The 15,483-nt window shown below is 51.4% G+C and carries 13 protein-coding genes; 8 read left to right on the top strand and 5 right to left on the bottom strand.

Annotated features, from left to right (window positions below; all coding sequences use genetic code 11):
* Positions 1-107: 107 nt before the first annotated feature.
* From xerD to Q8O77_RS09415, 4 genes are all read left to right on the top strand, one after another.
* Positions 108-1,025 (top strand): site-specific tyrosine recombinase XerD, encoded by a 918-nt coding sequence (gene xerD / locus Q8O77_RS09400; protein ID WP_305552604.1) that lies wholly within the window; start codon positions 108-110, stop codon positions 1,023-1,025.
* A 20-nt stretch (positions 1,026-1,045) separates the two neighbouring features.
* Positions 1,046-1,762, top strand: a complete 717-nt coding sequence (gene dsbC / locus Q8O77_RS09405) for a bifunctional protein-disulfide isomerase/oxidoreductase DsbC (RefSeq protein ID WP_305552605.1) — start codon at positions 1,046-1,048, stop codon at positions 1,760-1,762.
* A 6-nt stretch (positions 1,763-1,768) separates the two neighbouring features.
* Complete coding sequence (recJ, locus tag Q8O77_RS09410; RefSeq protein WP_305552606.1) at positions 1,769-3,505, top strand: single-stranded-DNA-specific exonuclease RecJ; 1,737 nt, start codon at positions 1,769-1,771, stop codon at positions 3,503-3,505.
* 84 nt (positions 3,506-3,589) lie between these two features.
* The gene (locus Q8O77_RS09415; protein WP_305552607.1) at positions 3,590-5,596 is read left to right on the top strand and encodes an ATP-binding protein; all 2,007 of its coding nucleotides are present in this window, start codon (positions 3,590-3,592) and stop codon (positions 5,594-5,596) included.
* Here the strand turns inward: Q8O77_RS09415 and Q8O77_RS09420 are convergent.
* Both Q8O77_RS09420 and Q8O77_RS09425 read right to left on the bottom strand, forming a co-directional pair.
* Positions 5,548-7,080, bottom strand: coding sequence for an ATP-binding protein (locus tag Q8O77_RS09420; protein WP_305552608.1), 1,533 nt, complete (start codon positions 7,078-7,080; stop codon positions 5,548-5,550). The two genes, Q8O77_RS09415 and Q8O77_RS09420, sit on opposite strands and share 49 nt — an antisense overlap.
* Entirely contained in the window at positions 7,080-7,985 is a 906-nt protein-coding gene (locus Q8O77_RS09425; protein WP_305552609.1) for an ABC transporter substrate-binding protein, read from the bottom strand. Before Q8O77_RS09425 ends, Q8O77_RS09420 begins: the two co-directional genes overlap by 1 nt.
* 157 nt (positions 7,986-8,142) lie before the next feature.
* Here Q8O77_RS09425 and prfB point away from each other — a divergent pair.
* The 4 genes from prfB (at position 8,143) to Q8O77_RS09445 (ending at position 12,258) form a co-directional block, all read left to right on the top strand.
* Positions 8,143-9,241, top strand: a protein-coding gene (prfB, locus tag Q8O77_RS09430; RefSeq protein ID WP_143039948.1) for a peptide chain release factor 2 whose coding sequence is annotated in 2 segments (ribosomal slippage) — positions 8,143-8,217 and positions 8,219-9,241 — 1,098 coding nt in all. Because the reading frame shifts where the segments join, the coding sequence is not laid out codon by codon here.
* A gap of 39 nt (positions 9,242-9,280) precedes the next feature.
* Entirely contained in the window at positions 9,281-10,801 is a 1,521-nt protein-coding gene (gene lysS, locus Q8O77_RS09435; protein WP_305552611.1) for a lysine--tRNA ligase, read from the top strand.
* A 267-nt stretch (positions 10,802-11,068) separates the two neighbouring features.
* A complete protein-coding gene (locus Q8O77_RS09440; RefSeq protein WP_305552612.1) occupies positions 11,069-11,653 on the top strand; it encodes a hypothetical protein in 585 nt (194 codons plus the stop codon).
* A gap of 119 nt (positions 11,654-11,772) precedes the next feature.
* Positions 11,773-12,258 (top strand): hypothetical protein, encoded by a 486-nt coding sequence (locus Q8O77_RS09445; RefSeq protein WP_305552613.1) that lies wholly within the window; start codon positions 11,773-11,775, stop codon positions 12,256-12,258.
* A 103-nt stretch (positions 12,259-12,361) separates the two neighbouring features.
* On the opposite strand, the gene Q8O77_RS09450 is transcribed toward Q8O77_RS09445, so the two are convergent.
* From Q8O77_RS09450 to Q8O77_RS09460, 3 genes are read right to left on the bottom strand one after another with little or no spacing between them, the layout of a single operon-like run.
* Positions 12,362-13,516, bottom strand: a complete 1,155-nt coding sequence (locus Q8O77_RS09450; protein ID WP_305552614.1) for a serine hydrolase — start codon at positions 13,514-13,516, stop codon at positions 12,362-12,364.
* 47 nt (positions 13,517-13,563) lie between these two features.
* Positions 13,564-14,700 carry an MbnH family di-heme enzyme gene (locus tag Q8O77_RS09455; protein WP_305552615.1) on the bottom strand — a complete coding sequence of 379 codons (1,137 nt, stop codon included), beginning with the start codon at positions 14,698-14,700 and terminating at the stop codon, positions 13,564-13,566.
* Entirely contained in the window at positions 14,697-15,482 is a 786-nt protein-coding gene (locus Q8O77_RS09460) for an MbnP family copper-binding protein (RefSeq protein WP_305552616.1), read from the bottom strand. The genes Q8O77_RS09455 and Q8O77_RS09460 overlap by 4 nt, the downstream gene beginning before the upstream one ends.
* Between the last annotated feature and the right edge of the window lies 1 nt (position 15,483).

Raw genomic sequence — 15,483 nt, forward strand, 5'->3', positions numbered from 1 at the left:
GCAATAATAAAGCCGCAGTGTAGCAGAATCGCGGATGCAGCAAAATCCCGGCTTTGCGCCGGGGCAGCCATGCGCTACCATAGCCTGAGATTTCAGAGTAGGCAGCGATGACAACAACGGCAGTACAACCTGATGCAACAGATTTGCAGCTGATCAGTCAGTTTCTTGATCAACTGTGGCTGGATAAAGGTGTGAGTGAGCATACACTTAGCGCCTATGGCACAGATTTAAAGCAATTTGCCGCTTTTGCCGCCGCGCAACAACAGCATTTGCTCAGTGCCGACAGCCAGCTGTTAAATCGCTACCTGGCGCAGCGTTATGACAAGCAATACAGCCCGCGCAGCACCTCGCGTGCGCTTAGCAGCCTGCGGCGCTTTTATGCCGGCATGCATCAGGCCGGCAAAATCGCCGACAACCCGCTGGCGCAATTACTTAACCCGAAAATCGGCCGCAGCTTGCCAAAAAGTTTATCTGAGCAGGATGTTGAGGCGCTGCTAAACGCACCGGATTTAACCGATCTTATTCAGTTTCGCGACAAAGCCATGCTGGAGCTGCTGTACGCCAGTGGCTTACGGGTATCCGAGTTAGTTGGCTTGTCAATGCAACAACTTAACCTGCAACACGGTCTGGTAAGAATAACCGGCAAAGGCGAAAAAGAGCGGCTGGTGCCAATGGGCGAGGAAGCAGCGCATTGGTTGCTGCGCTACTTACGCGAAGCCCGGGTGCAGTTACTCGGCGGGCAGATGCTGGATGTGGTGTTTCCCAGCTTGCGCGCGCAGCAAATGACGCGGCAAACCTTCTGGCACCGTATTAAGTTTTATGCCAAAGTAGCGCACATTCAGGCAGAGTTGTCGCCGCATACACTGAGGCATGCTTTTGCCACCCATTTATTGAACCATGGCGCCGATTTGCGGGTAGTACAAATGTTGCTGGGCCACAGTGATTTGTCTACCACACAAATTTATACCCATGTCGCGCAGGCGCGGTTACAAAGCCTGCATCAGCAACATCATCCGCGCCCTTAGGCGCCGTAACAGGAAATTGTATGAACAAGTTTGTATTAGCGTTTTGTAGCCTCGGATTTATTGCCTCTGCCAGTGCGCAGGTAAAGGCGCCGGATGCCGATTATGCTCAGGTGCGGCAACAATTCAGCTCGCTGAATTTAACCGTTAAGGCGGTAGCGGAATCGCCGATGGAAGGCTTGCTGCAGGTGTTTACTGATAAAGGCCTGTTTTTCACCTCGGAAGACGGCCGGTATTTTATTGAAGGTAATATTTACGATTTAACCAACAAGGTGTTGGTGAATGACGAGCAGATGCGGCCTTATATTCAGCAACAGCTTGACGTGCAAAAAAGCGGCGTAATTGAATACAAAGCGGCCAACGAAAAGTACGTGATCAATGTATTTACCGACCCGACCTGTGGTTACTGCCGTAAATTACATAATGAAATGAAAGACTATAACAACGCCGGTATTACCGTGCGCTATATGGCGTTTCCGCGCGGTGGTTTAGGCTCGGAAACCTATCTGCAAATGCAGCATATCTGGTGCAGCAAAGACAGCCGCAGCGCGATGGACAAAGCCAAAGACGGCGCTGATGTGAAACCGGCAATGTGTAATAACCCGGTAAAAGCCCAGTATGAACTGGGACAATCTTTTGGCATCAGTGGCACCCCGGCCATTATTTTACCCGGCGGCCGCTTAATTCCGGGTTACCAGCCGGCCAAGGCATTATTGGCACAACTGCAGGCGGGATCTTAACCGCTTATGTCTGCTATCAGCCGCACTATTCAGCGCCGGGTTTTGCCCGGCGTTTTACCATCGTTGCCTGATGCAATGCATCCGGTGTTGCAAAGCTTATATGCCAGCCGTGGTATTACGCATGCTAATGAGCTGGAGCGCGGTGCCGCCGGCTTACTGCCTTTTAGTGCATTAAAAGGCATTGAACAAGCCGTTAGTTTGCTGATTGACGCGCTGCAGCAACAGCAACATCTGGTGATCGTAGGTGACTTTGATGCCGACGGCGCTACCAGCACAGCGGTACTGATGAGCGGGCTACGGGCTTTGGGCTTTAAGTTTGTTGATTATCTGGTGCCCAACCGCTTTGAATACGGTTACGGCTTAACGCCACCGATGGCGGAACTCGCCGTGGCGCAGGGCGCGGAGCTTATTGTTACCGTTGATAACGGTATTTCGGCTATTGATGGTGTGGCACTGGCGAAAAAAGCCGGCGTTAAGGTGCTGGTTACGGATCATCACCTGGCCGGCAATGAACTGCCGGATGCCGATGCGATAGTTAATCCAAATCAGCCTGGCTGTACTTTTCCCAGCAAAGCCCTGGCTGGAGTGGGTGTAGCCTTCTACTTATTGCTGGCGCTGCGCGCCAAATTACGTGAGCAAGATTATTTTACCCAGCGCCAGCTGGCTGAACCCAATTTAGCCGAGCTGCTGGATTTAGTCGCGCTGGGCACAGTAGCCGATGTGGTGCCGCTGGATAGCAACAACCGCATTTTAGTGCATCAGGGCTTAATGCGAATTCGCAGTGGCAAATGCCGGCCGGGCATTCAGGCGCTGATTGACGTCGCCAACCGCACCGCGGCGAAACTGACCGCCGGCGACTTTGGCTTTGCCCTGGCACCAAGGTTAAACGCGGCAGGCCGGTTGGACGATATGTCGCTGGGAATAAGCTGTTTGTTGGCACCACAGTTGGGCCTGGCACGGCAGTATGCTGCTGAGCTGGACAGCCTGAATGTAGAGCGCCGCGCTATAGAGCAAAGTATGCAACTGGAGGCGCAGGCGTTTTTAAGCCAATTGTCGTTTGACGGCAACGCGCTGCCGGAATGTCTGTGTTTATACCGGCACGACTGGCATCAGGGCGTTATTGGTATTCTGGCCGGACGGATAAAAGAGCAGTTTAACCGCCCAACCATAGTGTTTGCCCAGGGTGACGACGGTGAGCTGAAAGGTTCGGCCCGTTCTATTGCCGGCTTACATATCCGCGACTTGCTGGAGGAAATTTCCAGCCAATACCCGGGTTTAATTAAAAAGTTCGGTGGTCATGCCATGGCGGCCGGTTTAACCATCAGCGCCGAGCGGCTGGACACCTTTAAGTTGGCACTGAGTTTAACGGCAAAAAAACATTTAACGCCGGAGCAGCTTACCGCCGTGATCTACAGTGACGGCGAATTGCCGTCGGACTGCTTTGATATTGGCTTTGCGCAGTTGCTGCAAAGTGCCGGCCCCTGGGGCCAGGCGTTTCCAGAGCCGGTATTTGACGGTGAATTTAGCCTGATCAGCCAAAAAATGCTGGCCGATCGCCACTTAAAAATGATGTTGCAAACCGCGGACGGCAAGTTGGTAGATGCGATTTGGTTTAACGCTGACAACAAAACCTGGCCGGACGTTAATGTACAAAAAGTGCAGTTGGCCTATCAGCTGGATATTAACGAATACCGCGACAAGCAAAGTTTGCAGTTAATTGTGCGCTATATGAGCGCCGTTTAACCAGCTAAAGCAAAAGCCTTGCCGTAACCCCCGCGCCCTGCTAAACCTTAAGCTGTATATAAGGACATTTCTCAGGGCGTAGTAATGGACTCCACTTCAGCTGCAATGCAAACCTCTGCTGCTTCCGCTGCGCGGCAGGGGCCGCAATTGCTCGCACTTCAAGCCAAAATACTGGCCTCGCCGTTGCTGTTTTCCAGTGACACCCGCCAGGCCTGGCAATTTCTTACCAAACAAATCAGTAAGGCGCTGTACGCTGACCGCGTCAGTGTCTGGCTGTTTAGCCAAAGCGATGTGTTGCAGTGCATCGACTTATACCAGTACCACCTGAACAGTCACAGCTGCGGCGTCTGTTTGCAGCGCAGTCACTATCCGAAATATTTCAGCGCCTTACAGCAACATGCCCTGATCGCGGCGTCGGATGCGGCCAGCCATCCTGCGACGGCAGAATTTAAAGATGGTTATTTGCAAGGTGCCGGTATCCACTCAATGTTAGATGCTGTTATTCAGTCTGAACAAGGGCTTGGCGGTGTGATCTGTGTCGAGCAGGTTAGCGGCCAGCGCAGCTGGTCAGTGGATGAGCAGCATTTTATCGCCGCCATGGCGTCGATGGCCAGTACGGTGCATACCTTTAGCCGGCATTTGCAGTTGCAGCACGAATATCAGTTGGTGCTGGAACGCCAGGACATGGCCAGCCGTAATGCCCGTATCGGTTTTTGGGAGGCTAATGTCAGCAATGGCGAGCTGTGGTGGTCGCCGATGGTGTATGACATCTTTGGCGTTGACCCGGCGCAGTTCTCTCCCAGCGTTGGAGTGTTTTATCAGTTAGTGCATCCGGACGATATCGTTTTGGTGCAACAAAGTGAAACCCGTGCCATGCAAAGTGGTGAGCACAATGTAGTGCATCGTATAGTGCTGCCCGATGGCAGCATGCGCTGGGTACATGAAGTGGCAAAGTGGACTACGCCGCAGGGCAGCGAGCCCGCACGGCTGATTGGCTCAGTACAGGATATTACCCAACAGCAGCAAACCAGTGGCGAACTGCAGCAATTCTTTTTACTGTCACGCGATATTCTCTGTATTGCTAACCAGCAGAGTTATTTTGAACGGGTTAACACAGCTTTTAGTCGCGTAACCGGGTATAGCGAGGCTGAATTGTTAAGCCGGCCTTTTACCGACTTTATCCATCCGGACGATCTAATCAGTACCGATGTCGAAGTGGCAGAACAACAACAAGGCAGAGTAACGTCCGGCTTTTGTAACCGCTACCGGCATAAAGATGGCCATTATGTCACCTTGCAGTGGTCTTCTGTGCTCGACCCTGTCACCGGCAAATTATATGCCTCGGCGCAGGATATTACTGAGCGTTTACAACTTGAGCGGATAAAAAATGAGTTTGTCTCAACGGTAAGCCATGAGCTGCGTACACCTTTAACCTCAATTAACGGCGCTTTGGCATTGGTAAGCTCCGGCTGTGTTGGTGAGCTGCCCACAGCAGCTGCGGAGTTGTTACAGCTGGCTAATAGTAACTGCCAGCGTCTTACCAGCTTAATTAATGATTTGCTCGACATCGAAAAGCTCTCTGCCGGTATGATGCAAATTGTACTGCAACCGCAAGCCGTGTTGACGCTGGTGCAACAAAGCGTGGCCGACAACAGCCAATACGGCCGTGACAGGAATATTCAGCTACAACTGCAAAACACGGCTTGTGATGAGCAACTGTTAATTAATGTCGACAGTCTGCGTTTTGCTCAGGTTATGGCTAATTTACTATCCAATGCGATTAAGTTTTCACCCGATGCCGCCACCGTAGTGGTAAAGATTGAGCAGCAACAGCAGCAGGTGCGGATCAGCGTTACCGATACCGGGCCGGGCATAGCCGATGCTTTTAAAGACGCGATTTTTCAGCGCTTTTCGCAGGCTGACAGCAGCGATACGCGGCAAAAAGGCGGTACCGGGCTTGGGCTGGCATTATCAAAACAACTGACAGAATCGATGCACGGCAGTATTGGTTTTAGCTCCACCTTTGGCGCCGGCGCCTGCTTTTATGTTGATTTTCCGCTTTGGTCAGGTAAAGCGGTTGCAGATGCCTGAGGCAAACTAAACCAGAACAGGCTACCGCCATCTTCTAACGCCCGGTAGCCTACCTCGCCACTCAAACGGGTGATGATGCGTTTTACGATAGATAAACCTAAACCATGGCCATCGGCACTTTGCGGCGAGAAGCGCTGGAAAGTACTGAAAAGGCCCGCTTGCTGTTGTGCACTGAGCGCCCTGCCGTTGTCGCGGATCCAGAATATCACCATAGCATCCGGCGCAATGTCGGCGCCCAGCTGTATAACCGGCGGCCGGCCGCCGTATTTAATCGCATTAGACAGATAGTTTACCCACACTTCTTCTACCCATTGTGGATAACCGCTTGCTGTCGGCCAGTTGGCAGCTACTTCGATAGTAGCCTGATGCTGACGGGCAAAATCATCCAGGCGCTGCTGTGCGTTATTGACCAACAGTGCCATATCCAGCGGCTGCAGCGCCACATTTTGTTGTTCGCGCATGCTGGCCAATAACAGCAGGGCGTTGATAATGTCATTCATTTTACGTGAGGTATGATCAATGGTGGTCAGGGCGGCGTGTTTTTGCTCCTCTGACAGCTCGATAAAAGTAGCATTGAGCAAGCGACTCATACCTGTCAGGCTGGTTAACGGGTGTTTTAAGTCATGTGCTACGGTATGGGCATAAGCGTCGAGCTCTTCATTTTGTTTGGCTAACTCGGCCGATTGTTGCTGCAATAAGCTGTTTTTAAGCTGTAAATCCGTGGTGCGTAGTGCTACCTGCTGCTCTAACTGAGCAGTGTTGTTGTTCAGTTGCAGCTCTATTTCATTACGTCTGGCCAGTTCATGTTTAATGCGCTGCTGCAGCCGGTTAATGGCGTCAACCACCTGGTCCAGCTCGTCTTGCCGCGCTGGTCGTTGTAATTGCAAAGGTTGCTCCAGCCGGTTCAAGTCTAAATGGCTGGCAAACTGTGCCATTGCACGCAGGTGGCGGCTGACCGCAAAGCGAAAAATCAGCAGCATCAGCACTGCGCTGAGCAACAAGGCGCTGACCGTCACCAGCGCTATATTGCGGCTTTGTTGCCATAAATGCTGCTGAATGCCGTCTGCCATTAATTCTACCTGCAAGGTGCCGACCGGATGCTGCTCACCGTCAATCTGATAGTGCACCGGGTAGTGCTTACTCATCAAGGCGTCGCTGAATTGCGGATGTTGCCGGCTAAGCTGCTGTTGCAGCTCATCTGTCAGGCTAACTGCGCCGACATGTTCTAAACGTGTAATGCCATCGAGTAAGGTATTAATACGATGTATATCCACTTCCCACAGGCCGGCGGCCAGGCTTGGCAGGTAGCTTTTTTCAATATTGTCAAACTGCTGTTGTGCGGTAGCAATTTCATAGCGATAGACACTGTAGCTCAACGCGGCTGTCAGCAAGACCGATAGCAACAAGGCCGCCAGTACCATAGTGATAACTACCCTGGTAGCCAGATGATGGCGCAGTGGTTGAGAGGGTAAGCTATAGGGCATTAGTATCCAAGCTCCGGGTTAAACCACAGACTGTTGTCCTGTAACGGCGTATCCGGATGCAAAAACGGATTATTAAGCCGGATAACGCGGCGTTCAGTTAGCTCAGCCTGTGCAATCGCATCGGCAAAATGTTGCAGAAATAACTGCTGCATGCTGCCGTCATGCATTGCTAAGCGCAGGCCTTGTTCAATCGCCTGTGCCAGTTGCGGCCGGTTAGGGTTAACAAAATAGTACAGTGGTGCCGGATAATACAGCGCCAGGTTATCTGCAATAGCTAAGCTGTCGCCGGCTTTTGTTTGCAATTCAGACTGTATTTCGCTGAGCGACCTGGGGAAATAATCGACCCGACCCAGCTGTAGCATGGCAAACATGCCGTGATAATAGGTACTTGGTGTGACATTAAACTGGTTATGTTGCAGTATCGGCAGGTCCGGCCAATCGTGGCCCTGCACCGCGCGTAGCGGCTGTAATTGCTCAGCTGTGCTAATGCCGGCAAATTGGGCCCTGTCTTGCTGGCGGATCAGCAGCAAACGCCAGCCCAATAAACCACGGTCTATCGGGATCCGCACCGGCAGCAGATTCTCTTCACGTTCGGCTGAGGCAAAAGTCCATACCACATCCATGTCGTTACCGCTTTCCAACTGCCGTAAAGTACGCCACTGCGCCTGGTCACGTTTACTTGGCACCGGCAGATAATGGCTGCCGGACTTTTCCAGTGCCAAATGCAGTAAGGCTATCGGATAATGGCCGCGCGGGTCGTCCAGCATGGTGGCCGGCCAGGAGTAGATCATCGGCTCGGCTATGCAGCGCAGTGCGCTAAGCAGCATTATGAATAACAGATACTTCTGCACGGTGAGGTAAGAGAGCAAGATACAGATCCCCTGCAGGGCTTTGTCACACAGCATAGCGGCTTAACTCTGTTACGGGCAAGTTAACTGCGGCAGATTTTGGCGGAATTTAAGCCGCCGGAAAAATCCGCAACAGATGGCTGCACTGCCAGCGATAAATTTGCTACAATCCACGCCTGTTTTTTTTCCGCTATTCAAGGTTACCGAGCACAGCATGTTTGAAGTTAATCCGGTGTACAACAGCATTAAAGATCTTACTGAACGCACGAATGTGCTTCGGGGGTATCTTTGACTACGATGGCAAAAAAGAACGCTTAGAAGAAGTCTCGCGCGAGCTGGAAGATTCAGCTATCTGGAATACGCCGGATAAAGCCCAGGCGCTGGGTAAAGAGCGTTCAGCACTGGAGCAGGTGGTAGGCACCATCGACAAGCTCGACCGTGGTCTGGAAGACGTGGCCGGCCTGGTAGAGCTGGCAGTAGAAGCTGACGACGAAGAAACCTTTGAAGAAGCGAAAACCGAGCTGGCCGATTTAGACAAACAGCTGAGCCTGCTGGAATTTCGCCGTATGTTCTCCGGCAAAAATGATCAGAACCATTGCTATCTGGATATACAATCCGGCTCCGGCGGTACTGAAGCCCAGGACTGGGCCAGCATTTTAATGCGTATGTACCTGCGCTGGGGTGAAGATAAAGGCTTTAAACCCGAGTTGTACGAAGTGACCGACGGTGATGTGGCCGGCATTAAAGGTTGTACCATTAAATTTACCGGCGAATACGCCTACGGCTGGCTGCGCACCGAAACCGGCGTACACCGCCTGGTACGTAAAAGTCCGTTCGACAGTGGTAACCGCCGCCATACTTCGTTTGCCTCGGTGTTTGTCTCGCCGGAGATTGATGATGATATCGAAATTGATATCAATCCGGCCGATTTACGTATCGATACCTACCGCGCCTCGGGTGCCGGTGGTCAGCACGTTAACCGTACCGACTCCGCTGTGCGTATTACTCACTTACCCACTAACATCGTGGTGCAGTGTCAGAACGATCGCTCGCAGCATAAAAACCGCGACAACGCCTACAAGCAATTGCGCGCCAAGCTGTATGAATTTGAGCTGCAAAAGCAAAATGCCGAGAAACAAGCGCTGGAAGATACCAAGTCGGATATCGGCTGGGGTAGCCAGATCCGCTCTTACGTGCTGGATGATTCGCGCATTAAAGACTTACGTACCGGTATCGAAACCCGCAACACCCAATCGGTGTTAGACGGCGATCTGGACAAATTTATTGAAGCTAGCTTAAAAGCCGGGCTGTAATGTTTACTTTAACTTTTTCTCTCAATCAGGAAACGCACTATGTCTGACCAACAGCAACCACAAGAAGAAATTCAAGACGTAAATAAACTGATTGCTGAGCGAAAACACAAGCTAGCCGGTCTGCGTGCAGACGGCTTTATGTTCCCGAACGATTTTCGCCGTGACAGCATATCCTCAGACGTGATTGCCAAGTACGACCACTTAACTAAAGAAGAGCTGGAAGCGCAAAAGATTACCGTAAGCTTAGGCGGCCGTATTATGACGCGCCGTATTATGGGTAAAGCCAGCTTTACCACTATTGCTGATATGGGCGGCAAAATTCAGCTGTATGTGGCGCGCGACAGCCTGGCTGAGGGTGTGTACAACGACCAGTTTAAAAAGTGGGATTTAGGCGACATTATCGGTGCTACCGGCCATTTGTTTAAAACCCAAACCGGCGAGCTTACGGTATGGTTAAGCGATATCCGCCTGCTAACCAAAGCCCTGCGGCCGTTGCCGGATAAATTCCACGGCTTAACCGATAACGAAGCGCGTTACCGCCAGCGTTATCTGGACCTTATCTCCAACGAGCAATCGCGTAAAACCTTTTTAGTGCGCAGCAAAACCGTGGCTTATATCCGTCGCTTTTTTAACGACGAAGGCTTCTTAGAAGTTGAAACGCCGATGCTGCAGGCCATTCCCGGCGGTGCTTCGGCGCGGCCGTTTGAAACGCACCATAATGCGCTGGATATGCAAATGTTTTTGCGTATCGCGCCCGAGCTGTATTTAAAGCGCTTGGTAGTTGGCGGCTTTGAAAAAGTGTTTGAGTTAAATCGTAACTTCCGTAACGAAGGCGTATCAACGCGCCACAACCCGGAATTTACCATGCTGGAATTCTACTGGGCTTACGCCGATTACAACGACCTGATGGATTTAACCGAAAAGTTATTCCGTGGCCTGGCGGAACACGTGCTGGGCAGCACTGAAGTGCCATACCAGGGCGAAGTGTTCGACTTTGGCAAGCCGTTTGCGCGCATGTCGGTTACCGAGTCTATTTTGCACTACAACCCGACTGTGACTAAAGAGCAGTTAGCAACACGTGAGTCGGTAGCAGAGCTGGCCAAGAGCCTGGGTATTGAAGTTAAAGCCAACTATGGCCATGGCCGTATTCTAATGGAAGTGTTTGACGAGCTGGTAGAAACCAAGCTGCGCCACCCAACCTTTATTACTGAATACCCGGCTGAAGTGTCACCGCTGGCGCGCCGTAATGACCATAACCCGGAAATTACCGACCGTTTCGAGTTCTTTATCGGTGGCCGCGAGCTGGGTAACGGCTTTAGCGAGTTAAACGATGCTGAAGACCAGGCCGAGCGTTTCCGCCATCAGGTAGCACAAAAAGACGCCGGTGATGACGAAGCCATGTTCTACGACGAAGACTTCGTTACCGCGCTGGAGCACGGTTTACCACCAACAGCAGGCCAGGGTATCGGCATCGACCGCCTGGTAATGTTACTGGCCGACGCCGCCTCTATCCGCGACGTTATCCTGTTTCCGCATATGCGTATTCATCACGAGAAGTAAGCTTATTTACTGACGTGAAAAGCCAGACCTTGTGTCTGGCTTTTTTGTTTTTAGCGCTGAACGCCGCCAGCTCAAGAGTTTCAATCCTGTAGTTTGCAGCAGCATAATTTTATACAAGATAAAAATGCTTGATTTACATTCATCTGGCGCCATAGACTGGAGCTAATTTTGCAACTTGCGGGATCTGCAACACGCAACTCGCGGGTTCTGATCCTTTGAATAAGCTGGTAGGCAATGAAAACATCGTTCAAGTTATAGAGAATTGATATGGAATTTATACAGAAGAAAAAATCGAATAAACATACATTCACACTGCATGATGATTATTTCAATTTTGCTTATGAAGATAAGTCTGGCTCCGGAGATACTGACTTCGACTATGCGGATTTTCCTCAAAAGTCGTCAGTTCAGATTGAGCAGAATGAATGGCTGAGAAATGTTGGCTATCTTTGGATAGCACTAGGTGTATTTCAGCTCGGTTATGCTATTTATACTGAGGCATCCTTGTCCGGAAAGGGGTTCTGGATCTTCATTGGCGCTGTATGTGCAATTTGGGCATATTTCTCAAAGGTCAAGTACACGGTTTTTCGTTCTGAACGCGGTAATATATTTATAATTCAAGACAAAAATCATGACGAAATAATTAAGCAACTAAATATCAGAAAGAAATCACAGCTCTTGAAATGGTATGGCGATGTAAATCCAGACAACGAGCTTAAAAACGAAATAAAAAAATTCAATTGGCTTGTGGACCAGGGTGTACTAACAAAGGAAGAGTCTGAGAAAAAAATAGCTCAGGCGGAACTCCTGAAAAAAGACAACTTTGAGCTTCCGGGCGAGAGGTTGAACTAATGCCTAACAAAGTACTGCTAGGTACAAACTTACGCTACGCTTCGCTTTGCCTAAGAGCACTGCGTTATGTGCGCATATATCAACGTCGTGTTAGTAACTGAAATATAAAAGGATGTATCTTGAAGAAGCTCGTATTGGTTTTATCGTTTATCTCAGGTTCGTTAATTGCCCAGGAAAGCACTTTTGACAGTCAATATTCTGTTGGTGTTGGTATGGGAGCTGCTTACAGTGGATTAGGCGCAAATTTCGCTCTTTTATCGAAGACCGACATGAAGTATGTCTCAGTCGGCTGTGTTGAATATAGTTCAAGATATGGCTCAACTTGCGGCTTCGGAGTCGGCTGGATAGTAACTGATCTATTTGATTCTGATTCAAATAAGCATGGCCTTGGTGTCTATGCAACCAAAGCAGGGCATGAGGTTTACGCGACTACGGAAAACTTTAATATTAAAGAAAATGAATATTATGGTGCCGGCGTTAGTTATACCTACTTTATGAATGGTATTGATAAACCCGGCTTTAATTTTGGCATCTCCGCTCATGCAACAAATGCCAAATATGATGAAAAAATTAATGGTTTTTTACAGGTTGGCTATCAGTTTTAATGCATAACATGTATGAGCCTTCCCGGAGTCAATAGGTAAAACCGCTTTTCTGGCCGCGTTAGCGGCCAGTTGATTGTCCATCAGCAATATCGTTACCAAGCGACTAATCTGGCAGTGCCGCTAATACTTTACCCACCAGCTGGTTTAGCTCGTCACCATTGCCAATCCAGCGTGTGACTATTAACAAGTCATTTTGCTGATCGATATAAATCACATTACGACCAGCGCCCTGAAAGGTGACTGCGCTCTCGGGGGCATTGGGCAAGGCTTTACGGCCCGGGTTTAAAAACCAGTTGGCAAAGCCGTATTCGGCATTGGCGCTACCGCCGGTGCGCGCTAGCGCTATCCAGTCTTTGCTCACCAGTTGCTGGTCCTCCCATTGGCCATCACGCAAAAACAGATAACCAAAGCGGGCTAAATCCCAGGCGTTGATAAAAATGCCGCCGCCCCAGTGGCCACCGCCTGATACCGACTGCACCTGCTGGCCGTCGAGCTCAACCCAGCTATTATCATAGCCGTACCAGCGCCAGGTAGAGGAGGCGCCTATCGGCTGCATAATCTGTTGGTTTAACACCTCGGGCAGCGGTTTGCGCCAGACATACAAGGTGGATAGTGCCAGTAGGTTTATCCGCACATCGTTGTATTTGTAATGCGTGCCCGGTGTACGTAATGGCCGCTTGGGCCAGTCGGCCGGGGTTTTACCCTCGGGCCTGTCGGCCCAGTCGGGTTTACCCCACAGCGTGCCTTGCCAGTCACTGGTTTGCCGTAGCAAATGCTCCCAGCGGATTTTGCTGTTGTGCTCCCCTTCATAAAGCGCAGTGCCATGTGGCATATAAGGGCCAACCTTATCCTGCAGGTTGGCAATCAGGCCCTGTTGCCAGGCTAAACCGGTGACGGTAGTTAAAAAGGTTTTCGCGATACTGTGCGTCATATCCACGCTGTCGACCTCGCCCCAGCGGGCGATCAGCTTACCTTTATAAATAATCAGGCCATTGGCTGCGGCACGCACGCCCATTGGGCCAATGATCTGATCATAGGGCTCTCTGGCGCCAAAGGTAGTGGCCTGCACTATGGCTTGATCTTTTGCCGCCGGGTTTTCGCTGGCGATGGCATAGTCAACGGCCGCGGCCAGCTTGCCGGCATCCACCCCCAGCGCTTGCGGCGATGCCGCTGCCCAGTCGCCACGAGGCGGGTAGTAGGTTTGCGCCGAAAGCGGCAGCGCCAACAGCGCCAGTAATAAGGTAAAAGTACAACGCACAGTAAGCTCCTGTTTGATAACACTGCAACAGCCATAGTGGCTCCGCATTAATTTTCGCTGTTTACTGTAAGCCACGGATTGCTGTAAGCCGGGTTGGTAATAAACTGCTCGTCACTCAGGCTGTGTAAAAACGCCAGCAGTGCCTGTTTTTCTGCAGCTGTTAAATCAAAACCGCGCACAAAACCACTTTTGCCCGGGTGCTGCCGGCCATCGCTGGTTTCGCCGTTTAGCGTGCTGACTAAACCGCCGGCGGCATAAAAATCAATCACCTCGGCTAATGTCGCCAGGCTGCCATCGTGCATATAGGGCGCGCTGTAAGCGACATTTCTCAGCGTCGGCGCGCGAAAGCGGCCATCGTCTGCCGGGTTTAAGCTTAGCTCGCTTAAACCGGTATCGTGCTGCGGATAGCCTTTGCCGGCTAAATCTGCCCGGCTGACATAATACAAGCCGGTGTTATGAAATGGCCGCCGGTCCAGCGGCTGGCGCTGGTGGCTGGTAGCCTGGGTAAAGTTAAAGCCACCATGGCAGTGGTGGCATTCCAGTTTTTCTGAGAAAAACAAATTCAGCCCGAGTAATTCTTGTTCGGTTAGCGCGCTGTCGTCCTGCTGATAGGCGTAGCGGTCAAAACGCGAGTTAACCGACAATAAGCTGCGGCTAAAGCTGGCCAGGGCGTCAATAACACGGCGAAAATCCGCCCGGCTGTCGCCAAAGGCGGCACTAAACAGTTCGGGGTAGGGCGCACGCTTTAAACGGGCTAAAATCTGCTGTTCGTGGCCGCCGGCGCCAAGCTCTATCGGGTTGTCGCCAAACAGTGGCATAAGCAATTGGCTTTCAATATGCGTCAGGCCATCGTGCGCCCAGGTCAAAGTGTTGTTATAAGCGATATTGACCAGCGCTGAGGCATTACGCCGGTGCGATTGACCTGTGCTGCCGACCGACACTTTCAGTGGCTGGGCAAAGGCATATTGCTGCTGATGGCAACCGGCACAGCTTTGCTGCTGATTGGCAGACAAGGCTGTGTCATAAAACAGATGCCTGCCCAGTTCTACCTTGGCCGCGCTCATCGGGTTATCGGCCGGCACTATCGGCAGTGGAAAGCCCTCAGGCAACGGCCACTGATAGGCCGGCTCTGGCTTGCTGCAGCCGGCCAGCATAACCAGCAGCAACAGTATGGCGCACCTCATTGCATACTCCAGCCCTGCGGCAGGGCACCTATACCCAGCCGGGGTAGCAGGGTTTGGCAACTTAAGCGGTTAGGATCTGACATACAATGGTTGTCGGCGCTGAGGTTTACCCCGGCCAGTATCGGCGCTAAATCCAGTATCAGTTGCTGTCCGGGTAGATAATCCAGGTTTATAGTTACGCGGTTAGGCTTGTTACAATCTGCTTCCGGTGCGCGCATCGGGCTGGCCGAGCGGCAACCGGTCGCGCCCAGATGCAATGACCACTGCTGAGCCGGCTGTGCAGTGCTGTGTATGTCCAGCCGCAAATATTTATAACCCTGCTGCCAGCTCCAGAACATATCGCTTTGATTCAGCGGTGCCGCCGCGCGCAGCGGATCCTGATGATTTAACACTGCGGGTACACCAAGTGTAAAACTCAGCTGACCGGCAGCAAGTGGCGTAGCGAACTGTAGCTGCCAATTATCGGCACCATCACATACGGTGCCCAGCAGGGCAATATCAGCTTGCTGATGCAGCGCCGCTGTATCCAGCAGCAGTGGCCTGTTGTTCAGCCGGAAATTGCTGACATAGAGCTGAAATTGCTGCAGCTGCCATACTCTTCCTGCCTGGCTGATAGCCTTGTCTGTAAGGCTAACGGCTTCGTCTGTCAGGCTAAAGACGCTGTCACAGCTCAACGGCTTATCGTTGACACGCAATTGCAACGTTAAGGTTGATGTGCTGCCGGGTGCCGGATTACAGCCGGTCAATATCCACCACAGCAAAAGCAGGCTTGCTCGTAACATG

Source organism: Rheinheimera sp. (assembly GCF_030690345.1).
Lineage (GTDB): Bacteria > Pseudomonadota > Gammaproteobacteria > Enterobacterales > Alteromonadaceae > Alishewanella.